The sequence below is a fragment of the Aminobacter sp. MET-1 genome (assembly GCF_026521175.1).
Lineage (GTDB): Bacteria > Pseudomonadota > Alphaproteobacteria > Rhizobiales > Rhizobiaceae > Aminobacter.
This window is the reverse complement of sequence record NZ_JAMSHL010000002.1, coordinates 76901-99727: the sequence shown is the minus strand read 5'-3', so window position 1 is coordinate 99727 and position 22827 is coordinate 76901. Positions and strand designations below refer to the sequence as shown.

Below are 22827 nucleotides of genomic sequence, written 5' to 3'. Positions count from 1 at the left end.
GGGTTTCAAGCCTTGGCGTGAGACGCGCTGAACTCGATCAGCTCGCGCGAATAGGGGTTCTCCAGCGCGCCGCGCTTGAGCTGGTCGACGTTGGCTACTTCGACAATCCGGCCATGGCGCATGACGGCCAGACGGTCGCAGAGGAAGGAGACGACGGCGAGATTGTGGGTGACCATGAGATAGGTCAGCCCCTGCTCGCGACGCAGGCGCTTGAGCAGGTTGAGGATTTCGGCCTGCACCGACACGTCGAGCGCCGACGTCGGCTCATCGAGCAACAGCAACTTAGGCTTGAGGATGAGCGCGCGCGCAATCGCCACGCGCTGACGCTGCCCCCCCGACAGCTGGTGCGGGAAGCGGAAGCGGAAGCGGCGGTCGAGGCCGACCGACTGCATCACCTCGTCGACGCGCTCGCCATTGTCGGAGATGCCATGGATGGCCAGCGGCTCGCTCAGCGTTGCGTCGACTGTCTTGCGCGGATGCAGAGAGCCATAGGGGTCCTGGAACACCATCTGGCACTGGCGGGCAAAGCCGCGGTCGATACCGGGTGTGCGGGCGTGACCGAAGGCGGTGATGGAGCCGGTCCAGCTCCTTGCCATGCCGGCAATGGCCTTGAGCACGGTGGTCTTGCCCGAGCCGCTCTCGCCGACAAGCGCAAAGCTCTCGCCCTCGGCGACCGAAAGGCTGATGTCGTGGGTGACCCTCGAATCGCCGTAGGAGATGTCGAGGTGTTCGATCTTCAGCGCACTCATGTCGAAGCCTCGTTGCGTTGCAGGACCGGAAGCTCCTCGCGATCTTCGTCAAGACGCGGGATCGCGGCGAGCAGGCCGCGCGTGTAGGGATGTTTGGCGTTGCGGAGTTCGCCGGCAGCACACTCCTCCACCACCTCGCCGCCCCGCATCACCAGGATGCGGTCGCAATAGGTGGACACCAGATCGAGGTCGTGGCTGATCAGGATCAGGCCCATGCCCTTGCGCTTGACGAGGTCGTCGATGATCTCGAGCACCTGTGCCTGGACCGAAACGTCCAGCGCCGAGGTCGGCTCGTCGGCAATCAGCAGGTCCGGCTCGGGGATCAGCATCATGGCGATCATAATGCGCTGGCCCATGCCGCCCGAAACCTCGTGCGGATAGAGGCCAAGCACACGCTCGGGATCGTTGATGCGCACCGCCTCGAGCATGGCCAGCGTGCGGCCCCTGATGTCGGCGCGGGCAAGCTTCTGGTGCGTCAGAAGCGCCTCTGCGATCTGGTCGCCGATGGTCATGACCGGATTCAGTGAGAACTTGGGGTCCTGCATGACCATGGAGATGCGTGCGCCCCTGACGGCGCGCATCTGCTTTTCCGACTGGGCGAGCAGGTCGATGCCATCGAAGCGCAGCTTGTCGGCTGTGACCCTGCCGGGGGCACGGATCAGCCGCAGGATCGAGCGGCCGGTCATCGACTTGCCCGAACCGCTTTCGCCGACGATGCCGAGACGCTCGCGGCCGAGCGTCAGCGATAGGCCCTTGACCACGTCCACCGGGCCGCGCGCCGTCGGAAACGTGACGCGCAGGTTCTCGATTTCCAGGAGCGCGCTCATTGGCGGTCTCCATGTTTGGGGTCGAGGACATCGCGCAGGCCGTCTCCGAGAAAGCAGAAGCCGAGGCTGACGATGACGATGGCGAAACCGGGCATGGTCGCAACCCACCACTGGTCAAGAATGAAGGAGCGGCCGCGCGAGATCATCGCGCCCCATTCCGGCAGCGGCGGCTGGGCGCCGAGACCGATGAAGCCGAGGCCGGCCGCCGTCAGGATGATGCCGGCCATGTCGAGTGTGACACGGATGATCATCGACGAGGTGCAGAGCGGCAAGATGTGGTTGACGATGACGCGCAAGGGCGAAGCCCCCTGCAACTCGACCGCGGAGACGAACTCGGAGTTGCGGATGGTGAGCGTCTCGGCTCGGGCGATGCGGGCATAGCCGGGCCAGGTGGCAATGGCGATGGCGATAATGGCGTTCTGGATGCCGGGCCCAAGAGCCGCGACGAAGGCCAACGCCAGGATCAGCTTCGGCATCGACAGGAAGATGTCGGTGATGCCCATCAGGATGCGGTCGGTCCAGCCGCCGAAATAGCCAGCGACAGCACCGACGATCAGACCGACGGGGGCCGCGAGCACCGCCACCAGCGCCACGATCATCAAAGTGATGCGTGCGCCGTAGACGACGCGGCTCCAGATGTCGCGGCCGAGCTCGTCAGTGCCCATCCAGTTTTCGGCGCTCGGTGGCTTGAGCCGGTTGGCAAGGTCCTGGCCGATGGGCGAATGCGTGGCGATCCAGGGCGCAAACAGCGCGACCAGGATCAGGGCCAGCACGATGATCGCGCCGACCACGGCCAGGGGATTGCGCATCAAGGAGCGCGAAAGACGATAGCTGCGGCCAAGGCGCGCCTGCAGGCGCGAGGACGGCGAATCGTCGAGAAGCCAGTCGCGGGTGGTCGCCATCAGCGTGCCCTCGGGTCGAGGACGCGGTAAAGCACGTCCGAAATCTTGTTGATGCCGATGAAGACCGCGCCAATGACCAGCGTCGAGCCGAGCACGGCGTTCATGTCGGCGTTGAGCAGCGCGGTCGTCAGGTAGTTGCCGATGCCGGGCCAGGAGAAGACGGTCTCGATCATGACCGAGCCCTCGAGCAGGCCGGCATAAGACAGACCGATGACGGTGATGAGCGGCACGAGGATCGGCCGGAAGGCATGACGCCACAGCACCAGCCGCTCCGACACGCCCTTGACGCGGGCGGTGGTGACATATTCCTGCGCCAGTTGGTCGAGCATGAAGGAACGCGTCATGCGGGCGATGTAGGCCAGGCTGAAGAAGCCGAGCACGGCCGCAGGCAGCGCGATGTGCGAGAAAGCGTTGAAGAATATCTCGGTTTCGCCGGCAAGCAGGCTGTCGATCAGGATCAGGCCGGTCACCGGGTCGACCATGCCGTCATAGAAGATATCGAGGCGGCCGGGGCCACCGACCCATTGCAGCTTGGCGTAGAACAGCGCAAGACCGACGAGGCCAAGCCAGAAGGCCGGCACCGAATAGCCGAGCAGGCCGACGACACGGATGACCTGATCGAGGAGACTGCCCTGCCGGCTGGCGGCATAAACGCCCATCGGCACGCCCATGAGCACGCCGATGATGATGCCCAACGTCGCCATCTCAAGCGTTGCCGGGAAGACGCGGGCCAGATCCTCGGCGACGGGCCTGCCGGTCGAAACCGACATGCCGAGATCTCCCGTCAGCACGTTGCCGACATAGTGGAGGAATTGCACGATCAGCGGCTTGTCGAGGCCCATCTCGATGCGGGCGGCCTCATAGACGGCGCGCGGCGCGCGGTCGCCGACGACGGCGAGCACCGGGTCGATTGGCACCACGCGGCCGATGAAGAAGGTGATGGCCAAAAGGCCCAGGAAGGTGAATGCAACGGCAGCAAGGACGCCAAGCACCCCCTTTGCCGTTTTCCAGGCGTGCCGCGCATTGCGCGACGAGCCGCCGGGCCCTGTTGGAAGCGCCTGTACGGCGGAGTCGGTTTCTGATGCCACGCGGTGTCGGTTCCTACCACATTGGCCGCACCGCTGATGCGGCACGGATGTTTTCTGTCCAGCAAAATTCTGCTTGGACTATACAAATAATTTTGCTTAGATCAAAAAAATTTTGATGGGAGCAAAATTGAGCGTGTCCTCGGAGGCCAGCAAGACCGCGATGGCGAGCCAACCAAAGGTGGGCGCACTGATCCGTGCTCGCCGCCGGCAGCTGTCGATGACACTGCAGGAATTGTGCGACGCCGCGGGCATTTCCGTGGGCTATCTCAGCCAAGTCGAACGCGACCATGCCACCCCTTCCCTCGGCACCCTCGCCCAGCTGGCACGCAGCCTCGACGTGGCTGTGGATTATTTCATCGCCACCCCCTCGATGGAAGATGGGCTGACCCGCGCCGACCAGCGCAACCGCTTCTCGGTCGACGGCTCTTCGATCATCTACGAGCGCATCGCCGCCGACTTCACCGGCAACGTGCTGTCGTCCTTCATCCTCAACGTTCCGCCCGGCTACCGGTCCGAGACCGTCAGCCACGAAGGCGAGGAAATCCTGTTCATCCTCGAAGGCAAGATCACCCAGCGCCTCGAGGACGACGAAATGGTGCTTTCGGCCGGAGACAGCCTGCATTTCCGCGGCAACCGTCCGCACTCCTGGTCGAACGACACCGACAAGTTCGCGCGCATGCTCTGGACCGGCACCTTGCCGATGTTCAGGTCACGCACGGAGCATCCGGCCCTACGCGGTTCAAGGGCCGAGACAAAGACATTGGGAACCAAAAAGGAGAGAAAATGACCAAAATGTTCAAGGCCGCGCTGCTCGCCGCAGCCCTGGCTATGCCGATGATGCCGCAGGCCAGCCTGGCGGCGACGCCGGCCAATGTGCTCGTCGTGGCGCAGAACATCGACGACATCGTCAGCATCGACCCGGCCGAGGCCTACGAGTTCTCGTCGGGCGAATATGTCGCCCAGACCTACGATCGCCTGGTGCAGTATGACGCCGTCGACACCAAGACGCTTGCCGCCGGCCTCGCCAAGGAATGGGCTGCCGACGACGCCAACAAGACCATCACCTTCACGCTGCGCGACGGCGTCAAGTTCACTTCCGGCAACCCGCTGCGCGCCGAGGACGTGGTCTATTCGTGGAAGCGCGTCATCACCCTCAACAAGGCTCCTGCCTTCATTCTGACGCAGCTCGGCTGGACGCCCGAGAACTACGACAAGATGGTCACTGCCGACGGCAACAAGGTAGTGGTGAAGTATGAAGGCGACTTCTCGTCGGCCTTCGTGCTCAACGTGCTCGCAGCCCGTCCGGCTTCGATCGTCGACGCAGTGACGCTGCAGGCCAACGAAGCCAATGGCGACATGGGCAACGCGTGGCTGAAGTCGAACTCGGCAGGCACTGGCCCGTTCGCGCTCAAGGCCTTCCGTCCGGGCGAGCTGATCAACCTGACCGCCAACGCCGACTATTTCAACGGCGCCCCGGCGATCAAGGGCGTGATCATCCGTCACGTCGCCGAAGCTGCGACCCAGCAGCTGCTGCTGCAGTCGGGCGACGTCGACATGGCCAAGAACCTGACGTCGGACCAGATCGCGACGCTTGCCGGCAACGACAAGGTGGCGACCGAGACCTATCCGCAGGCTGCCGTGCACTTCCTGTCGTTCAACCAGAAGACCGAGACGCTGACGCCGCCCGCCGTGTGGGACGCCGCCCGCTACCTGGTCAACTACAAGGGTATGACCGACACCTTCCTCAAGGGCCAGATGCAGACGCACCAGGCCTTCTGGCCGAAGGGCTTCCCCGGTTCGCTCGACGAGACGCCCTACAGCTACGATCCCGCCAAGGCCAAGAAGATCCTGGCCGATGCCGGCATCAAGACGCCGATCAAGGTGACGCTCGACGTCATCAACTCGACGCCGTTCACCGACATGGCGCAGTCGCTGCAGGCAAGCTTTGCCGAAGCCGGCATCAACTTCGACATCATCCCGGGCACCGGCTCGCAGGTGATCACCAAGTACCGTGCCCGCACGCATGAGGCGATGCTTCTGTATTGGGGGCCTGACTTCATGGACCCGCACTCCAACGCCAAGGCCTTCGCCTACAACACCGACAACTCTGACGGAAACTACCAGTCGACCACCACGTGGCGTAACAGCTGGGCAGTGCCGGAAGAGCTGAACAAGGAGACCAAGGCAGCTCTCGCCGAAGCCGATCCGGCAAAGCGCAGCGCCATGTATGTCGATCTGCAGAAGAAGGTGCAGGAGAAGTCGCCGATCGTCATCATGTTCCAGGCAGCCACCCAGGTGGCCCGCGCCAAGAACGTCGAGGGCTACGTCAACGGCGCAACCTCCGACTTCGTCTACTACCGCCTCGTCAAGAAGAACTGACCAGGCAGACGACCCGGGGCCGCTCGCAAGGGCGGCCCCTTTTCCTTACCCCACGCACAATCCTAGAAGGCAAAGACAATGTACGAAGAGCGGATGGCGCGGTTGCGCGAACGCATGGCTGAGACGGGAACCGACCTCGTGATCGTCGGACCCTCGTCGCATCTGGTGTGGCTCGCGGGCATGTCGCCCCATGGCGACGAGCGCCCGGTCATGCTGATCGTGTCGCAGAAGCACGCGGGCTTCCTGATGCCAGTTCTGAACGCCGACAGCCAGCGTCCCCACACCAAGCTGCCCTTTTACCCCTGGGCCGACGCAGACGGCCCGCAGGCAGCGCTGTCGCAGCTGCTCGCCGATTGCGGCGCCAAGGATGGCGACGTCTCGGTAGCCCTCGACGAGACCATGCGCGCCGATTTCGCGCTGCTTGCCCTCGATGCCCTGCCCGGCGTCAAGCGCAGCTTCCTCAACGACACGGTCAGCTTCCTGCGCGGCAAGAAGGACGAGGCCGAGTATGCGCTCCTGAAGATGAACGCCGTGCTCAACGACGGCGCCATGAAGGCAGGTTTCGCCGCCCTCAAGGAAGGCGTGACCGAGCTGGAAGTGGCCAAGGCGATCCGCGACTTCTTCGCAGCCAACGGTGCCACCGCCGAGTTCGCCAGCGTCTGCTTCGGCGAGAACGGCGCCTTCCCGCACCACCACACCGGCAACCGCAAGCTCAAGGCCAATGAAGCCGTGCTGATCGACATCGGCGGCCGCAAGGACGGCTACCCGTCCGACATGACCCGTGTCGGGGTGTTCGGTGACAAGCCTGAGGGCTTCGACGAGGTGCATAGCGTGCTGGAGCGCGCTGTGCAGGCAGCCATCGCCGCCGCCAAGCCCGGCGTTGCCGCCAAGGAAGTCGACAAGGCCGCTCGCGACGTCATCACCGCCGCCGGCTACGGCCCGAACTTCCTGCACCGTACCGGCCACGGGCTCGGCATCGACATTCACGAGCAGCCCTACATCACCGGCACGTCGGAAACGATCCTGCAGGAAGGCAACGTGTTCTCGATCGAACCCGGCATCTACCTGCAGGGCCGCTTCGGCCTGCGGCTCGAGGAGATCGTAATCCTGCGCGGCAACCGCGCGGAAGTGCTGTCCGACCTGCCGCGCGAGGCATTCCTGGTCGAAGCCTGAGCCTTCGCCACTCCAATCGAACAAGGAAAGGGCCGCAACCGCGGCCCTTTTTCTTTGGCGCAATGCCCCCACCTGCCCCCGCAACGACGGACGATGTGACAAGCAGGCCATTCATTTTCCTGGCGCGGGTGGTATCGTCGCGGTCAGGAGCCGGAACATTGCGCGGAGGGGGCGGTGCGTTCTTTTCTCTTGGCGACAGCGGCGTTGATCTCATTACAAGCGAACGCCGCGGAACAGACCTTTCCGGCCGATGGCGGCCTGATCTACTTCAACATGCCCTCAGGCAATGTCGGTTGCCAGTACACGCCATCAGGCGGATCGGACGTCTACATGCCCGAGGATGGCGGCCCCGAACTCGGCTGCGACCGCATCGAGCCGACCTACCAGAGGTTCATCCTCGGCAAGGCGGGGAAAGCCAAGCGTTACCAAAATGTCGGCGACACCGGATGCTGCGATGGCACGCACACGCTCGACTACGGCAACAGCTGGAGGAAAGGTCCGTTCACCTGTACGTCGGCAAAAGCCGGGCTGACTTGCGCCCGCAACGACGGCCACGGCTTCTTCATCAGCAAGACCAGGACCGAAGTCAACTGAGCGGCCGAAGCAGTCGCGGCACAGGTTGCCGGCCGTCAAAAAAAGAAAAGCCGGGCAAGCCCGGCTTTTCAATCAATTCTGGAAGGCAGCGATCAGTTGACCGCGTCCTTCAGGCCCTTGCCGGCCGAGAACTTCGGGACCGTGCGGGCCGGGATCTTCACTTCCGCGCCCGTCTGCGGGTTACGGCCAGTGGACTCCGCGCGTTTTGACACGGTGAAATTTCCGAAACCGACAAGCCGGACATCGCCGCCGTTCTTCAGTTCGCCGGTGATGACGGAGAACACCGCATCAACAGCGGACTGCGCATCGCCCTTGGAGAGCTTGGAAGCCTCGGCGACAGCGGACACTAGTTCGTTCTTGTTCATTCAAATTCCCTTCCATGAGAAAACCGGGACATAAGACTCAGCCGGTAGGAGGAGGACTTTAGAAAAAGCTTCCGCCACAACCAAGTCTAAAAGGCCCCAAAAATCGAAAAAAGCCCGGAATTCCGGGGTTTTTCACATGAAAAAAGCCGGACCGAAGTCCGGCTTTTTGTTTGCAGTGCAACTTAAGGTGCAGCTTAATGAGCGAAGCTCGCGCCGACATCCTCAGAAGCGTCCGGCTTGGCCGCCGGAACATCGACCGGCTCGGTCCATTCGATCGGCTCTGGCTGGCGCACCAGGGCGTGCTTGATGACCTCGCCCATGCGGCTGACCGGGATGATCTCCATGCCGCTCTTCACGTTTTCCGGAATGTCGGCCAAGTCCTTGGCGTTCTCTTCCGGGATCAGCACCTTCTTGATGCCGCCGCGAAGCGCTGCAAGCAGCTTCTCCTTGAGGCCGCCGATCGGCAGCACGCGACCACGCAGCGTGATCTCGCCCGTCATCGCCACGTCTGCCCTGACCGGGATACCGGTGAGGATCGAGACGATGGCGGTGGCCATCGCGGTGCCGGCAGACGGACCATCCTTCGGCGTCGCACCTTCCGGCAGATGCACGTGGATGTCGCGCTTGTCGAACAGCGGCGGCTCGACGCCGAAGTCGAGGGCACGGCTGCGGACATAGGATGCCGCGGCCGAGATCGACTCCTTCATGACGTCGCGCAGGTTGCCGGTGACCGTCATGCGGCCCTTGCCCGGCATCATCACGCCTTCGATGGTCAGCAGCTCGCCGCCAACCTCGGTCCAGGCCAGACCGGTGACGACACCGACCTGATCCTCGCCTTCGACCTGGCCGTGACGATAGCGCGGCACGCCGAGATACTCGTCCAGATTGGCCGATGTGATCTTCACCGACTTCTTCTTGGTCTTCAGGATCTCGGTCACGGCCTTGCGCCCGAGCTTCATCAGCTCGCGCTCGAGGCTGCGCACGCCCGCTTCACGAGTGTAGGTCTGGATGACGGCACGGATCGCATCTTCCGAGACCGAGAACTCCTTGGGCTGGAGCGCGTGGTCGCGAACCACCTTCGGCATCAGGTGCCGCTTGGCGATCTCAACCTTCTCGTCCTCGGTGTAGCCGGCGATACGGATGATTTCCATGCGGTCCATCAAGGGCGCAGGGATGTTCAGCGTATTGGCCGTCGTCACGAACATCACGCTCGAGAGGTCGTACTCAACCTCGAGATAGTGATCCATGAACGTTGCGTTCTGTTCCGGATCGAGCACCTCGAGCAGCGCCGACGACGGGTCGCCGCGGAAGTCCTGGCCCATCTTGTCGATCTCGTCGAGCAGGAAGAGCGGGTTGGACTTCTTCGCCTTCTTCATCGACTGGATGACCTTGCCGGGCATCGAGCCGATATAGGTGCGGCGGTGACCGCGGATCTCGGCCTCGTCACGCACGCCGCCGAGCGCCATGCGAATGAACTCGCGGCCGGTCGCCTTGGCGATCGACTTGCCGAGCGAGGTCTTGCCAACGCCGGGAGGACCGACGAGGCACAGGATCGGGCCCTTGAGCTTCTTCTGGCGGCTCTGCACGGCCAGGTACTCGACGATGCGGTCCTTGACCTTGTCGAGACCGAAATGATCGGTGTCGAGCACCTCCTGGGCAAAGTTCAGGTCCTGCTTGACCTTGGAGTTCTTGCCCCACGGAATGGACAGCAGCCAGTCGAGGTAGTTGCGCACGACAGTGGATTCTGCCGACATCGGCGACATCGTCCGAAGCTTCTTCAGCTCGGCCTCCGCCTTTTCGCGGGCCTCCTTGGACAGCTTCGTCTTCTTGATGCGCGCCTCGATCTCGGCAGCCTCGTCACGGCCGTCCTCACCCTCGCCGAGCTCCTTCTGGATCGCCTTCATCTGCTCGTTGAGATAGTACTCGCGCTGGGTCTTCTCCATCTGCCGCTTGACGCGGCTACGGATGCGCTTTTCCACCTGAAGGACGGAGATCTCGGCTTCCATGAAGCCCATCGCCTTTTCCAGCCGCTCCTTGACGGAGAGCGTGCCAAGCATTTCCTGCTTCTCGGTGATCTTGATCGCGAGATGCGAAGCGACCGTATCGGCGAGCTTGGAATAGTCCTCGATCTGGCCGGCTGCGCCAACCACCTCGGGCGAAATCTTCTTGTTCAGCTTGACGTAGTTTTCGAAATCGGAAACCACCGAACGCGCAAGCGCCTCGACCTCGACTGCCTCCTCTTCCGGTTCGCTCAGGATGAGAGCGTGGGCCTCGTGGAAGTCGGGCTTGTCGGTGAAGGACTGAATCTTGGCACGCGTTGTGCCTTCGACCAGCACCTTGACGGTGCCATCGGGCAGCTTCAGCAACTGCAGCACATTGGCGAGCGTGCCGATGTCATAGATGGCATCCGGCTCGGGATCGTCGTCGGCGGCATTCATCTGGGTCGCAAGCAGGATCTGCTTTTCCTGACCCATTACCTCTTCCAAAGCCTTGATCGACTTTTCACGCCCCACGAAAAGCGGGACGATCATGTGCGGGAACACGACAATGTCGCGCAACGGCAGGACCGCGAAGGTTCCTTCGCTGGAAGAGCGGGATATTTTGGCCATTGTCCAACCTTTCATATCGCAGCCGCGCAAGCGCCAGCCGCGAATCTCATATTAACGACCATGGACGGTTCCGCCTACCGCCGATTACCGCGCGGTGCATTAGAGCACGGAACATAACCCATCGCCTCATCTCCGTTAGTTGGAGCTTCGCCGGGTAAACATCAAGGCCAATCCCCAACAGGTTTGGCACACGTTTCCCTGAAGCCCCAAAATGCGGAACGGCGCCGCTGGGGCGCCGTTCGCTGGAGCGGTAGTCCGTATCGCCGCATCGCGCGTTCACGAAGCGGCAGGCAGTTTGCCAAGCCCTCAGGCGCTGACGTTGCCCTTCTTTTCCTTCTGTTCGGAGTAGATGTAGAGCGGCCGGGCGCTGCCGGTCACCACTTCCTCCGAAATCACCACTTCCTGTACGCCTTCCAGCGCCGGAAGCTCGAACATGGTGTCGAGCAGGATCGCTTCCATGATGGAACGCAGGCCGCGGGCGCCGGTCTTGCGCTCGATGGCGCGCTTGGCGATCGCCGACAGAGCGTTCTCGTGGAACGTCAGGTCAACATTCTCCATCTCGAACAGGCGCTGGTACTGCTTGACCAGCGCGTTCTTCGGCTCGGTCAGGATCTGGATCAGCGCCGGTTCATCGAGGTCCTCGAGCGTCGCCAGGACGGGCAGACGGCCGACGAATTCGGGAATCAGGCCGAACTTCAGCAGATCTTCAGGCTCAACCTGGCGGAACAGGTCACCGGTGCGGCGATCTTCCGGCGAAGCAACGGTGGCACCGAAGCCGATCGAGGTCTTGCGGCCGCGGTCGGAGATGATCCGGTCGAGGCCGGCAAAGGCGCCGCCGCAGATGAACAGAATATTAGCGGTGTCGACCTGCAGGAACTCCTGCTGCGGGTGCTTGCGGCCGCCCTGCGGCGGCACGGAAGCGACGGTGCCTTCCATGATCTTGAGCAGCGCCTGCTGAACGCCCTCACCGCTGACGTCGCGGGTTATCGAGGGGTTGTCCGACTTGCGGCTGATCTTGTCGATCTCGTCGATGTAGACGATGCCGCGCTGGGCCCGCTCGACATTGTAGTCGGCAGCCTGGAGCAGCTTGAGGATGATGTTTTCGACATCCTCGCCAACGTAACCGGCTTCGGTCAGCGTCGTGGCGTCAGCCATGGTGAACGGCACGTCGATGATGCGGGCGAGCGTCTGGGCGAGCAGCGTCTTGCCGCAGCCCGTCGGGCCAATCAGCAGGATGTTCGACTTCGCCAATTCGACGTCGTTGCTTTTGCCGGCATGAGCCAGGCGCTTGTAGTGGTTGTGGACGGCCACCGACAGCACGCGCTTGGCGTGGGGCTGCCCGATGACATAGTCGTCCAGTACCTTGAGGATCTCCTGCGGGGTGGGCACGCCTTCGCGCGACTTCACCATCGAGGTCTTGTTCTCCTCGCGGATGATGTCCATGCACAGTTCGACGCACTCGTCGCAGATGAAGACGGTCGGGCCGGCGATGAGTTTGCGTACCTCATGCTGGCTCTTGCCGCAGAACGAGCAATAGAGCGTGTTCTTGGAGTCGCCGCCGCCGTTGCTGACCTTGCTCATCGTGTCCAAGTCCTTTCACAGCCGTCCTGCCGGTCGCCTGGCCAGTGACGCATATGCAATCTAACGACGGACGCCGCTACCGCCATCCCAGGCCGCCGCAACGAAATCCGTACAACACACATTCCAGAAGTCGCTGCAACGATTCGCGGCACCCACGGACGACGCTAAGCCGTCGAAACTCAACGCAGCCTTAACGTAGGCTGCCGCAAGCGCCGAGGGAACAGCAAATTGTGTCCGAAATGCCGCAAGGCATCTCAAAAATGCGAGATGTGACCTCGTATGCAGGTCGCAGCGTCCAATCACGAAGCCGTGGCACCCTCGGCAACGTCACGGCTTTCGATGACCTTGTCGATCAAACCGAAGTCGCGCGCTTCGTCGGCGGTCATGAAATGATCGCGGTCGAGCGTCCGTTCAATGGTCTCGTAGTCCTTGCCCGTGTGCTTGACGTAGACCTCGTTGAGGCGACGCTTGAGCTTGACGATATCCTGGGCGTGGCGCTCGATGTCGGACGCCTGCCCCTGGAAGCCGCCGGAAGGCTGGTGCACCATGATGCGGGCGTTCGGCGTGGCAAAACGCATGTCCTTGTGGCCGGCGCAGAGCAGCAACGATCCCATCGAAGCCGCCTGGCCGATGCAGAGCGTCGAGACCGCCGGCTTGATGAACTGCATGGTATCGTAGATCGCCATGCCCGAGGTCACGACGCCGCCGGGCGAATTGATGTAGAGGTTGATCTCTTTCTTCGGGTTCTCGGCTTCGAGGAACAGAAGCTGGGCGCAGACCAGCGTCGCCATGCCATCCTCGACCGGACCGGTGATGAAGATGATGCGCTCCTTGAGCAGGCGCGAGAAGATGTCATAGGCCCGCTCACCGCGATTGGTCTGCTCGACCACCATCGGAACGAGGTTCATGTATGTTTCGACGGGGTTCTTCATCGACTATCCCTTTATCGAGATGGGATTCCAGCGCCGGACGGGCAGAATCGGTTCAGAGGCTTTGCCCTGTAAATAGGATGCCGCCTTGCCATTGCGCAAGATGTGCAAGCAAGCCTGCATAAGCGAGGGAGACGAGACAATGAGCGAAGCCCGGGACGATGCGACCATCGGCTTCTACGGGATTGAAGCGGATGCCTATACGTCACGCAGCAAGCCGGCAACCGAACGGCTCGAACGTTTCGTCGAGCGCCTGCCCCTCGGCGGCAAGGTGCTGGAGCTTGGTTGCGGCGCGGGCCAGGACAGCGAGGCGATGATTGCGCTCGGCTTCGACGTCACGCCGTCGGACGGCACGCCCGAGATGGCCGCTGCAGCAGCCAGGCGACTGGGGCGGCCGGTCGAGGTGCTGCTGTTCGGCGACATCGACGGACACGAACTCTACGATGGCGTCTGGGCGAACGCCTGCCTGCGGCATGTGCCGCGCGTCGACCTGCCCGGCATCATCGCCAGAATACAAGCTGCGCTGCGGCCAGACGGCGTCTTCTACGCCAGCTACAAGGCAGGCACCGCCGAAGGCCGCGACGGCTTCGGTCGTTACTACAACTATCCATCGGCCGAATGGCTGTCCGGCGCCTATGGCCACGTTGGCTGGCAGAATGTGGAAATCGGCGAAGCTGCCGGCGGCGGCTATGACGGCCTGCCGACAGACTGGCTCTATGTGCTGGCGACGAAGGACAGCTAGCCCCGTCGCCGCCGGCCCTACAGCCGGATCACATATTCCTTGCGGGTCGTCTCGAGCACTTCCCAGCTTCCCCTGAAGCCGGGCCTGAGGACGAAACTGTCGCCGGCGCGCACTGTGCGGGCTTCGCCGCTGTCTTCCGCAATCACCGAGACGCCCGCGAGGATGTGGCAGAACTCCCATTCGTCATATTCGATGCGCCACTTGCCTGGCGTCGATTCCCATATGCCGGCATAAAGCCCGCCATCGGCCTCTTCGGCGTTCCAGGTGCGGAATTTCGGATCGCCCGAGATCAGCCGCCCTTCGGCCGGCGCTCCGGCTTCCGGCTCGATGCCGTTGACGTCGATGGTCAGAAAATTCGCCAAGATCCTGCTCCAGACATGAAAAACCCCGGCAGCGCGAAACTGCCGGGGTCCAACTCTTGCACGGCCGATCAGGCCTTGGCCAGCGCCTGCTCGAGGTCGGCGATGATATCGCTGACATCTTCGATGCCGACGGAGAGACGAACCACATCGGGGCCGGCGCCCGCCGCCACCTTCTGCTCGTCGGAGAGCTGGCGGTGGGTCGTAGAGGCCGGGTGGATGACCAGCGACTTGGTGTCGCCGATATTGGCGAGATGCGAAAACAGCTCCAATCCCTCGACGAACTTGACGCCGGCTTCGTAGCCGCCCTTGAGGCCAAAGGTGAAGACGGCGCCTGCGCCCTGCGGCGAATATTTCTTCATCAGCGCATGGTTCTTGTCGCTCTTGAGGCCGGGATAGGCCACCCATGCAACCTTGGGGTGGTCGGAGAGCCAGCCGGCGACGGTGAGCGCGTTGTCGCAATGGCGCTGCATGCGCAGCGGAAGCGTCTCAAGTCCGGTAAGGATCAGGAAGGCGTTGAAGGGCGAGATCGCTGGGCCGAGGTCGCGCAGGCCAAGCACGCGCGCGGCAATGGCAAAGGCAAAATTGCCGAAGGTCTCGTGCAGCACCACCCCGCCATATTCGGGGCGCGGCTGCGACAGCATCGGGTATTTGCCCGACTTCGACCAGTCGAAGGTGCCGCCGTCGACGATGACGCCACCGATCGAATTGCCGTGGCCGCCAATGAACTTGGTCAGCGAGTGCACGACAATGTCGGCGCCATGTTCGATCGGACGGATGAGATAGGGGCTCGCCAGCGTGTTGTCGACGATCAGCGGCAGGCCGTGCCTACGGGCGATGTCGCTGATCTTGTCGATGTCGACGAAGGTGCCACCGGGATTGGCCAGGCTCTCGATGAAGATGGCCTTGGTCTTGCTGTCGATCTGCTTTTCGAAGCTTGCGATATCACCGGTGTCGGCCCAGCGGACCTCCCAGCCGAAATTCTTGAAGGCATGACCGAACTGGTTAATCGAGCCGCCATAAAGCTTGTTTGCTGCGACAAAGTTGTCACCGGGCTGCATCAGATTGTGAAACACCAGCATCTGGGCGGCATGACCAGATGCTGTGGCGAGCGCCGCCGTGCCGCCTTCGAGCGCGGCGATGCGCTCCTCGAGCACGGCCTGCGTCGGGTTCATGATGCGGGTGTAGATGTTGCCGAAGGCCTTGAGCCCGAACAGCGAGGCCGCGTGGTCGGCGTTGTCGAACACATAGGACGTCGTCTGATAGATGGGCGTGGCACGGGCGCCGGTGGCCGGATCGGGCTTGGCGCCGGCATGGACGGCGAGCGTGTTGAAGCCCGGGGTGCGCTGGGACATCTTTTTCCTCCAAAGAACAGGTCAGTCAAATCGGCTGACATCTTTGGCGAAGGCCGCGGCGGAAAGCAAAGACGAAAATTTCACAACCGCCTGCAACAACAGACATAATTTGCGCGGCGGCCGAAGTGGCCGTGCGAAAACAGACTATTTTGCGCGGATGCCGAAGCTCTGGAAACCCTGGCGCATGACCGGGCGCTTCGACGACAGCACGCCTGAATTGACACCCGTCCAGCCGATTTCGCCGGCAAGGCGGGCATATTCGATCTTGGGGCAGCGGTTCATCACCACCTTGATGCCCGCCGCCTCCGCCCTCGCCGCGGCCTCGTCATTGCGGACGGTGAGCTGCATCCAGACGACCTTGGGCAGCGGATCGAGGTTCAGCACCTCATCGATGATCGCCGGCACCGCGCTTGCGGCACGGAAGATGTCAACCATGTCGATGGCGACAGGAATGTCGGCCAAGCTGGCATAGGTCATGCGGCCGAGGATCTCCCTGCCGGCATGGCCGGGATTGACGGGAAAGACCTCGTAACCCTTGTCGATCAGGTACTTAGTGACGAAGTAGCTCGGCCTGACGTCGTTGGCCGAGGCCCCCACCACCGCGATCGTCCTGACCGTGTTCAATATCTCGGCGACATAGGCATCGTCATAGGCATCGTGGTTCATAGCCGTCCTCGCTCGACGGTTCCGGATACCGCCTTTCAGGCTGTCGCGCAAACCGACGCGTCAGGCGGCAAGCGTCTGGCCGCCGTCGGCGAGCAGGGTCTGGCCAGTGATCCAGCCGCTCAGCGGCGACGCCAGGAAGAGGATGACGCGGGCGATGTCCTCTGGGGTGCCGAAGCGTCCGAAGGGGAAGCTTGCCTGCGTCCTGGTGTAGAGGTCGGGATTGTCGACGCGGCATTTGTTCCACCAGCCACCTGGGAATTCGAGCGAACTGGGGGCGACGCAGTTGGCGCGAATTCCTTTCCTGGCCAGCGCCGCTGCCTGCGAGCGGGTGAAATGCATGATTGCAGCTTTGGCCGCCGCATAGGCTGGCGTCATCGGTGCTGCGGCGAAGGCGGTGCGCGACGAGATGTTGACGATTACCGGATTGGTGCCCTTTTCAAGATGAGGTTGGGCGGAGCGGGAAACACGCACGGTGGCAAGCACATCGATGCCGAGGCTCGCGGCCCAATCGTCCTCCGCGCCGGAACTCGCCTTGCCGGTGGCGTTGTTGACCAGGATGTCGATGCCGCCAAGGGCTGTGGCGGCATCGGCGACATAGGCCTCTATCGAGCCGAGGTCGGCGAGGTCGCACAGCCCGGCATGGGCGGTGACACCATGCGCGGCAATGCGGCCTCGGGCCATTTCCAGGTCGGCCGCGCCGCGTGCACAGATCGAGACCGAAGCGCCGACCGCAGCGAAAGCGAGTGCGGTGTGCAGGCCTAACCCCCTGCTGCCGCCGGCAACGACCACACGGCGCCCCTTCAGACCGAGATCGAACATTTTTTAGGCTCCCTGAAAATCCTCGCGGGCAAACCTATCCGCAAAAATTTCATGCTCAAGCAGAAAATTACCTTGCACTGACAGTCCGCGTCGCCATGGTACCGAATCTGAATGCCCGACGAAGCCGCATTCCATTGCCGGTCCTGCGACAGCAGGAGGCGGCGCCGGATGGCAAGCCACGGATGGGAAAGCTGTGGTTTGAAGGCACGGAGGCACGTTACAAATGACTGGGAATAGCGAAGATAGGCCGGGCGAACAGGCAGGCTCGGATGTGCGGAAGATGACATCGAACGAACCGGAAGAACTGGCGATGCCGGAGGCCGAAGGTGCGGTGCGCGAGCTCAACCGCACTGCTCGCAACGCTTCGGGCCGTAAGCCGAGCCGCAAGACCGAAGGCGTGCAGGAAAAGATCCTCGACGCCGCTGCCAAGGTGTTTGCCCAGAAGGGCTACCAGCTGACCAAGCTCAGCGATATCTCGGACGAAATCGGCCTGCATGTGACGGCGCTTCGCTATCACTTCCCGACCAAAGACGTGCTGGTCGAGGAGATGATCAACAGCCTGACCCGGCAACTGCACATCAGGCTTCTGGCAACGCTGCAGCAGATGCCGCCCGAGGCGCGCTATCGCGAGCGTATCGAGGCGGCCGCGATCACCTATCTCAACACGACGCTTACGAAGCTCGACTACATCGCCGCCCATGGCAACGTCATCAACCAGATCCCTCAGGACGTGCGCGACAGGCATTTCGGCCTGCTGAACGAGACCAACAAGATCTGGCGCGACCTGATGGCGGCGGCGGCCGAGGCGGGTGAATTGAGGTCGGGCATAAATGTGTCGCTCGCCAACCAGGTGCTTCAGGGCACCCTGATCTGGACCCGCGAATGGTACCGGCCGGGTGCACTGACGCCGACAGACCTGGCGGTGCAGATCCTCGACATCCTGTTCGACGGCATGTCCCCACGCGGCCAACCGACGTCATAACGGTCAGCGCGCTGCCGCCTTCGGCGAGAAATGAGTCTCGAGCTTTCCTTCGAGGCCCTTGAACGCATCGGCATCTTCAGGCGGCGGCAGCTGGGCCGAGATGACAGGCCATTTGGCCGCATAATCCTTGTTCATCTTCAGCCACTTCGCGGCGCGTGGGTCGGTGTCGGCGAGAATGGCGTCGGCCGGGCACTCGGGTTCGCAGACACCGCAGTCGATGCACACCTCGGGATCGATCACCAGCATGTTCTCGCCCTCATGGAAGCAATCGACCGGGCAGACCGCCACGCAGTCGGTGAATTTGCAGCGCACACAGGCGTCGGTCACCACATAGGCCATTTGTCATCCCTCCAAAGCGGTGGCCGGAAGCTAGCGAACATTTTTTACACTTCAACAGGAAATTTCTTGTTGGAGTAGAAAAAATGTCTTGCGCCCGGGACCGGATGCCCGTAGCTCTAGGGCCACGAGTAACCGGGAGGGGTTAGTTGGAACTCGACCTTTTCATTTCTGGCATCGGCGGCCAGGGCATCCAGCTTGTCGGCAAGTCGCTGGCGCTTGCTGCCATCAGGGACGGCAGACATGTGATGCTTGCCGGCGAGTATGGCGGCCATATGCGTGGCGGCAGTTCGGTCGGCACTGTTGTCATTGGCGCCAAACCGCTGAAGGCGCTGCCGATCCTGCCGCATGCCGGCTCAGCCATCGCCATGTCGCACCTGTTCTGGGAGCGTGTCGGCTCGCGGCTGCGGCCCGGCTCGCTGGTGCTCGCCGAAGAGACAATCGCCGCCGACCTGCCCGACATGCAAAGGCACCGGATGGTCAAGCTGCCGGCCACAGCGATTGCCACCGAACAGGGCAGCCGCATGGCCGCCGGCATGGTGATGCTGGGCGCCTTCGCGGCCCTGACCGGCGCGGTGAAGATCGACAGCGCCGTGGCTGCCATGGCCGAGCAGATCCCGTCCTATCGCCGCCAGCACATCGACGCCAATGAGCGGGCGATCCGCGCAGGGGCGGCCGCTGTCACGCCGTTGGCCTTCGCCGTCGACTTCGACGCACGGGAGGTCGCATGAGACAGGTCACGCGCGGCACACTCGTCATCGATGCCGATCGCTGCAAGGGCTGCGAACTCTGCATCGTCGCCTGCCCTCCCCGGGTGCTGACCATGTCCAGGACAGGCAATGCGACAGGTTATCTCTATCCCGAACTCTCGCCCGGCTGCACCGGTTGCACTGCCTGCCAGCAGGTCTGCCCCGACTTCGTCTTCGAAGTCTACAAGTACCACGAGCCGATCGTTTCGGGCTCGGACGCCGAAAGGATGCAGTGATGACGATGCGCTTGATGGACGGCAGCGAAGCGATCGTCGAGGCAGCGATCCAGGCGGGCCTGCGGTTCTATGCCGGATATCCGATGTCGCCGGCGACCGAGCTTCTCGAATACATGGCCGAGAAGCTGCCGCACCATGACGGTGTTTGCATCAACGCGGCGACCGAGATCGAGGGCGTCAACATGGCGCTGGGTGCCGCAGCGGGGGGCTTCCGCGCCGCCAGCGGCTCCTGCGGCCAGGGCCTGGCGCTGATGCAGGAGGCGATTGCCGAAGCCGCGCTCAACGAGACGCCTGTCGTCATCTTCAACATGGCGCGCAACCAGCAGGACTATTTCCAGGCGACCCGCGGTGGCGGCTGGGGCGACTACCGCACCATCACGCTGGCGCCCAAAGACCTGCACGAGGCGGTCGAACACGCCCAGCTCGCCTTCCACCTCGCCGACAAATACCGGGTACCGGTCATCTTCATGGGCGACAATCTGCTTGCCCGCACGCAGATGGGAACGACGCTGCCCCAGCTTGACCTCGAGCCGCTGCCACCCAAGGACTGGCAGCTCGACGGCACCTCTGGCGGCACCGGCAAGTCGCGGCAGATCTGGACCTTCGGCTGCGGCAAGACCAACGACCCCGGCCCCGGCCCGAGCAAGCACTGGGAGCGGATCGCCGCGAAGTTCGACGCCATCGCCGAAGTCGAGGCGCGTCATGAGCAGGGTTTCGTCGAGGACGCAGAGACGCTTGTCGTGGCCTTCGGCTCCGGCGGCAAGTTCGTCGAACATGTGGTGCGAGAGATGCGCGCCGACGGCCACAAGGTTGGCTATTTCAGGCCGATCACTCTGTGGCCTTTCCCGGGTGACGCGCTGGAAGCGGCATCGCAGGACTGCAAGCGCGTGCTGGTGTTCGAACTCAACGCCGGCCAGATGATCGACGACGTCAGGCTCAACGTGCGCGACCGCAAGCTGGTCAAGGCCATCGGCGGTGTCAGCTTCGACGAGTCCGGCCTGAACCTCGGCCCCCTCATGGATGCGACGGTGATCCGCGAACGCATCGAGCTAGCCGTCAATGGAGCCAGCCAATGAGCATCGTGATGACCACGCGCCCGCCCGAGGCGCCGAGCAACAAGGTGGCTGCGTTCAAGCCGACTTTGCTGCAGACGGAAGAACACCACCTCTGCCCCGGTTGCGGCGAACCGGTGGCCATCCGCCTCGTGCTTGAAGTGATCGAGGAGCTCGGCCTAGCTCAAAAGAACGTATCGATCATCGGGCACGGTTGTTACGGCTCCTTCATCATGACGATGGACGTCGACTCCACGCTCTGCCTTCACGGACGCGCCCCAGCTGTTGCCACCGGCCTCAAGCGCATGCGCCCGGAGGTTGCCGTTTGGACATTGCAGGGCGATGGCGACATGACCAGCGAGGGCCTGGCTGAGATCCTGCACGCCACGGCGCGCGGCGAAAACATCACCTGCATCCTGCTCAACAATGGCGTTTTCGGCGACACAGGCGGCCAGATGACCGCATCTTCAGTCATCGGCCAGCGCACCAAGAACACGCTGGAAGGTCGTGACGCCGCCTATCACGGCCATCCGATCGTCATCGGCGACATGGTGGCTGCCATGCCCGGCTCGGCCTATGTGGCGCGCGGCTCAGTGCATAACGCGGCTTCCATCGCCGCCACGCGGCGGCTGATCCGCAAAGGCTTCCAGCGGCAGATGGAAAAGAAAGGGCTCAGCCTTGTCGAGATCCTGACCATGTGCCCGACCGGTTGGTTCGTGCCCGCCTCTGGTGGAGCCGACTACATGATGGAATCGCTCGGCAAAACCTATCCGCTGGGCGAGATCAAGGACATTTCGGCTGCGGAATGAAGCAATGCTGCGTCTGACCCATCGCATCCTCGACCTCGCCGTCAGCTCGACGCCCAACGCGCTGGCTGCGTCGCTGGACGAACACACGGTGACCTTCGCCGAGGTCGACAAGGCAGCAAACGCGATGGCGCGGGCGCTGCAGTCGCTCGGCATCAAGCGCGGCAGCCGCGTCCTATTCCAGGCGGAGATGGCGCTCGACCATCTCGCCTTCTATTTCGCCACCCAACGGCTCGGGGCTGCCTTCGTGCCGCTGAACCCGGCGCTGTCGCGCGAGGAAATCAGGCCCATCGCCGCATATATTCGCCCCGACCTTCTGGTGCTCGATCCGGCGCGCCAGAACGCCGGCAATTTCGGGACGTCGCTCGCCGACATCGCGGTCGCCATCCTTGGAGCAGGTGAAACGGCAACAGCAGGCGTCAATCTCGATGCCCTCGCGGTCAAGGCGAGCGCGGCCCCCTTGCCCGAGTTCGGTGTCTCGGAAGAAGACACCCACGCCATTTTCCTCACCAGCGGCAGCACCGGCCTGCCAAAGGGTGTGGTTGTTTCGCACAAGGCGAGCTGGCTGCGCTCGTATCTCGGCGCCTCGCGTTTCGTCACCTCGGGTGGCCGCGGCGAGCTGATGACCTTTCCGATGTTCCACTGGGCCGGCTGGAACTATCTGATGGAAAACTGGGCGCACCGGCGTGCCGCCCATTTCGTCAGCCGCCCCGACGGCGACATGCTCGCCCGCGCCATCGACCGCTGGAAACCGGCGTTCCTTTACTGCATCCCGGCGATCTGGGAACGGTTGCTCGCCTCCAACGTCGCCTTCGACGGATCTGTCGTGCGCTCAGCGGCGTCGGGCACGTCGCGGTTCGATCCGGTGCTGATGGACCGTATCCGCGAACGCTTCCCCCGCGCCTATCGGGCGGCGATGTACGGCTCGACCGAATTTGGCGCGGCACTTGGCCTCAACGATTCCGACATAGACCGCAAGCCGGGCTGCGTCGGCCTGCCATTGCCCGGCAACGAGACGCGTATCGTCGACGGCGAACTGCAACTGCGCTCGCTAAGCATGATGGACGGCTATTTCGAGCTGCCGGAGCAGACGGCCGAAGTGTTCGTCGACGGCTGGTACCGCAGCGGCGATCTCGCCGAAGCCGACGAGGAAGGTTTCCTGACGATCACCGGCCGTCGACGCGAGGTCATCCGCTCGGGCGGCGAGACGGTGGCGCCTGCCGAGGTCGAGCTGGCGCTCGCCGGCTGTCCGGGCATCCGCTCCGTCGCAGTCGTCGGCCTGCCGGATCCTGTGTGGGGGGAATTGGTCTGCGCTGCCGTCGTGCTCGACCAGCCCGGCCAATGCCCAAGCCTCGACGCCGTCCGCAACCATCTCGGCCAATCGCTGGCGGCCTTCAAACATCCGCGCCGCATCGTCGCCGTCGACGAGCTGCCGAAGACGCCGGCAACCGGACAGATCATGCGCTCGCGGGTCAGGGAGTTGGTCCTGCAAATGCACTGACACGGATTTTCAACCCGGGGAGGAGGAA

General features: G+C 63.1%; 24 protein-coding genes. 11 read left to right on the top strand and 13 right to left on the bottom strand.

The window, feature by feature from the left end; all coding sequences use genetic code 11:
* Window positions 1–5: 5 nt before the first annotated feature.
* Genes NDO48_RS03035 through NDO48_RS03020 form a run of 4 tightly spaced genes read right to left on the bottom strand, consistent with a single transcriptional unit; the run spans window position 6 to window position 3470 of the window.
* A complete protein-coding gene (locus tag NDO48_RS03035; RefSeq protein WP_267320835.1) occupies window positions 6–749 on the bottom strand; it encodes an ABC transporter ATP-binding protein in 744 nt (247 codons plus the stop codon).
* Window positions 746–1576, bottom strand: a complete 831-nt coding sequence (locus tag NDO48_RS03030) for an ABC transporter ATP-binding protein (RefSeq protein ID WP_018427430.1) — start codon at window positions 1574–1576, stop codon at window positions 746–748. The genes NDO48_RS03035 and NDO48_RS03030 overlap by 4 nt, the downstream gene beginning before the upstream one ends.
* Window positions 1573–2478, bottom strand: a complete 906-nt coding sequence (locus NDO48_RS03025; protein ID WP_018427429.1) for an ABC transporter permease — start codon at window positions 2476–2478, stop codon at window positions 1573–1575. The genes NDO48_RS03030 and NDO48_RS03025 overlap by 4 nt, the downstream gene beginning before the upstream one ends.
* Window positions 2478–3470, bottom strand: coding sequence for an ABC transporter permease (locus tag NDO48_RS03020; protein WP_018427428.1), 993 nt, complete (start codon window positions 3468–3470; stop codon window positions 2478–2480). The genes NDO48_RS03025 and NDO48_RS03020 overlap by 1 nt, the downstream gene beginning before the upstream one ends.
* 229 nt (window positions 3471–3699) lie before the next feature.
* On the opposite strand from NDO48_RS03020, the gene NDO48_RS03015 reads away from it, so the two are divergent.
* From NDO48_RS03015 to NDO48_RS03000, 4 genes are all read left to right on the top strand, one after another.
* Window positions 3700–4353, top strand: a complete 654-nt coding sequence (locus tag NDO48_RS03015) for a helix-turn-helix domain-containing protein (RefSeq protein WP_245262308.1) — start codon at window positions 3700–3702, stop codon at window positions 4351–4353.
* Window positions 4350–5945: an ABC transporter substrate-binding protein gene (locus NDO48_RS03010; RefSeq protein WP_018427426.1), complete on the top strand. Its 1596-nt coding sequence runs from the start codon at window positions 4350–4352 to the stop codon at window positions 5943–5945. The genes NDO48_RS03015 and NDO48_RS03010 overlap by 4 nt, the downstream gene beginning before the upstream one ends.
* Before the next feature lie 78 nt (window positions 5946–6023).
* Complete coding sequence (locus tag NDO48_RS03005) at window positions 6024–7118, top strand: M24 family metallopeptidase (protein ID WP_267320834.1); 1095 nt, start codon at window positions 6024–6026, stop codon at window positions 7116–7118.
* A gap of 174 nt (window positions 7119–7292) precedes the next feature.
* Entirely contained in the window at window positions 7293–7712 is a 420-nt protein-coding gene (locus tag NDO48_RS03000; protein ID WP_267320833.1) for a DUF6636 domain-containing protein, read from the top strand.
* A 92-nt stretch (window positions 7713–7804) separates the two neighbouring features.
* Here NDO48_RS03000 and NDO48_RS02995 read toward each other — a convergent pair whose 3' ends face one another.
* From NDO48_RS02995 to NDO48_RS02980, 4 genes are all read right to left on the bottom strand, one after another.
* On the bottom strand, window positions 7805–8077 hold the full coding sequence (locus NDO48_RS02995; protein ID WP_018427423.1) for an HU family DNA-binding protein: 273 nt from the start codon (window positions 8075–8077) through the stop codon (window positions 7805–7807).
* 194 nt (window positions 8078–8271) lie between these two features.
* Window positions 8272–10686 (bottom strand): endopeptidase La, encoded by a 2415-nt coding sequence (lon, locus tag NDO48_RS02990; RefSeq protein ID WP_018427422.1) that lies wholly within the window; start codon window positions 10684–10686, stop codon window positions 8272–8274.
* A gap of 306 nt (window positions 10687–10992) precedes the next feature.
* Window positions 10993–12267 (bottom strand): ATP-dependent Clp protease ATP-binding subunit ClpX, encoded by a 1275-nt coding sequence (gene clpX, locus NDO48_RS02985; RefSeq protein ID WP_018427421.1) that lies wholly within the window; start codon window positions 12265–12267, stop codon window positions 10993–10995.
* Between the two features lie 299 nt (window positions 12268–12566).
* Window positions 12567–13199 (bottom strand): ATP-dependent Clp protease proteolytic subunit, encoded by a 633-nt coding sequence (locus NDO48_RS02980; protein WP_018427420.1) that lies wholly within the window; start codon window positions 13197–13199, stop codon window positions 12567–12569.
* 139 nt (window positions 13200–13338) lie between these two features.
* Here NDO48_RS02980 and NDO48_RS02975 point away from each other — a divergent pair, with 139 nt between their 5' ends.
* On the top strand, window positions 13339–13938 hold the full coding sequence (locus NDO48_RS02975; protein ID WP_267320832.1) for a class I SAM-dependent methyltransferase: 600 nt from the start codon (window positions 13339–13341) through the stop codon (window positions 13936–13938).
* Between the two features lie 17 nt (window positions 13939–13955).
* Here the strand turns inward: NDO48_RS02975 and NDO48_RS02970 are convergent, their stop codons facing one another.
* The 4 genes from NDO48_RS02970 to NDO48_RS02955 all read right to left on the bottom strand — a co-directional run bounded on the left by NDO48_RS02970 (window position 13956) and on the right by NDO48_RS02955 (window position 17137).
* A complete protein-coding gene (locus NDO48_RS02970) occupies window positions 13956–14300 on the bottom strand; it encodes a cupin domain-containing protein (protein WP_018427418.1) in 345 nt (114 codons plus the stop codon).
* Between the two features lie 68 nt (window positions 14301–14368).
* Window positions 14369–15652 carry an O-acetylhomoserine aminocarboxypropyltransferase gene (locus NDO48_RS02965; RefSeq protein WP_018427417.1) on the bottom strand — a complete coding sequence of 428 codons (1284 nt, stop codon included), beginning with the start codon at window positions 15650–15652 and terminating at the stop codon, window positions 14369–14371.
* Window positions 15653–15796: 144 nt separating this feature from the next.
* The gene (locus NDO48_RS02960) at window positions 15797–16318 is read right to left on the bottom strand and encodes a CoA-binding protein (protein ID WP_018427416.1); all 522 of its coding nucleotides are present in this window, start codon (window positions 16316–16318) and stop codon (window positions 15797–15799) included.
* Window positions 16319–16378: 60 nt separating this feature from the next.
* A complete protein-coding gene (locus tag NDO48_RS02955; RefSeq protein WP_018427415.1) occupies window positions 16379–17137 on the bottom strand; it encodes an SDR family NAD(P)-dependent oxidoreductase in 759 nt (252 codons plus the stop codon).
* A gap of 280 nt (window positions 17138–17417) precedes the next feature.
* On the opposite strand from NDO48_RS02955, the gene NDO48_RS02950 reads away from it, so the two are divergent.
* Window positions 17418–18119 carry a TetR/AcrR family transcriptional regulator gene (locus NDO48_RS02950; RefSeq protein WP_018427414.1) on the top strand — a complete coding sequence of 234 codons (702 nt, stop codon included), beginning with the start codon at window positions 17418–17420 and terminating at the stop codon, window positions 18117–18119.
* Between the two features lie 3 nt (window positions 18120–18122).
* Here NDO48_RS02950 and fdxA read toward each other — a convergent pair whose 3' ends face one another.
* Window positions 18123–18458: a ferredoxin FdxA gene (gene fdxA / locus NDO48_RS02945; RefSeq protein WP_018427413.1), complete on the bottom strand. Its 336-nt coding sequence runs from the start codon at window positions 18456–18458 to the stop codon at window positions 18123–18125.
* A 146-nt stretch (window positions 18459–18604) separates the two neighbouring features.
* Between fdxA and NDO48_RS02940 the strand changes: the two genes are divergently transcribed.
* From NDO48_RS02940 to NDO48_RS02920, 5 genes are read left to right on the top strand one after another with little or no spacing between them, the layout of a single operon-like run.
* The gene (locus tag NDO48_RS02940; protein ID WP_018427412.1) at window positions 18605–19186 is read left to right on the top strand and encodes a 2-oxoacid:acceptor oxidoreductase family protein; all 582 of its coding nucleotides are present in this window, start codon (window positions 18605–18607) and stop codon (window positions 19184–19186) included.
* Window positions 19183–19440, top strand: a complete 258-nt coding sequence (locus NDO48_RS02935) for a 4Fe-4S dicluster domain-containing protein (RefSeq protein ID WP_018427411.1) — start codon at window positions 19183–19185, stop codon at window positions 19438–19440. Before NDO48_RS02940 ends, NDO48_RS02935 begins: the two co-directional genes overlap by 4 nt.
* Complete coding sequence (locus NDO48_RS02930) at window positions 19440–20516, top strand: thiamine pyrophosphate-binding protein (RefSeq protein WP_018427410.1); 1077 nt, start codon at window positions 19440–19442, stop codon at window positions 20514–20516. Before NDO48_RS02935 ends, NDO48_RS02930 begins: the two co-directional genes overlap by 1 nt.
* Window positions 20513–21301 carry a thiamine pyrophosphate-dependent enzyme gene (locus NDO48_RS02925; protein ID WP_018427409.1) on the top strand — a complete coding sequence of 263 codons (789 nt, stop codon included), beginning with the start codon at window positions 20513–20515 and terminating at the stop codon, window positions 21299–21301. The genes NDO48_RS02930 and NDO48_RS02925 overlap by 4 nt, the downstream gene beginning before the upstream one ends.
* Before the next feature lie 4 nt (window positions 21302–21305).
* Window positions 21306–22799 carry a class I adenylate-forming enzyme family protein gene (locus NDO48_RS02920; RefSeq protein ID WP_018427408.1) on the top strand — a complete coding sequence of 498 codons (1494 nt, stop codon included), beginning with the start codon at window positions 21306–21308 and terminating at the stop codon, window positions 22797–22799.
* Window positions 22800–22827 lie beyond the last annotated feature (28 nt).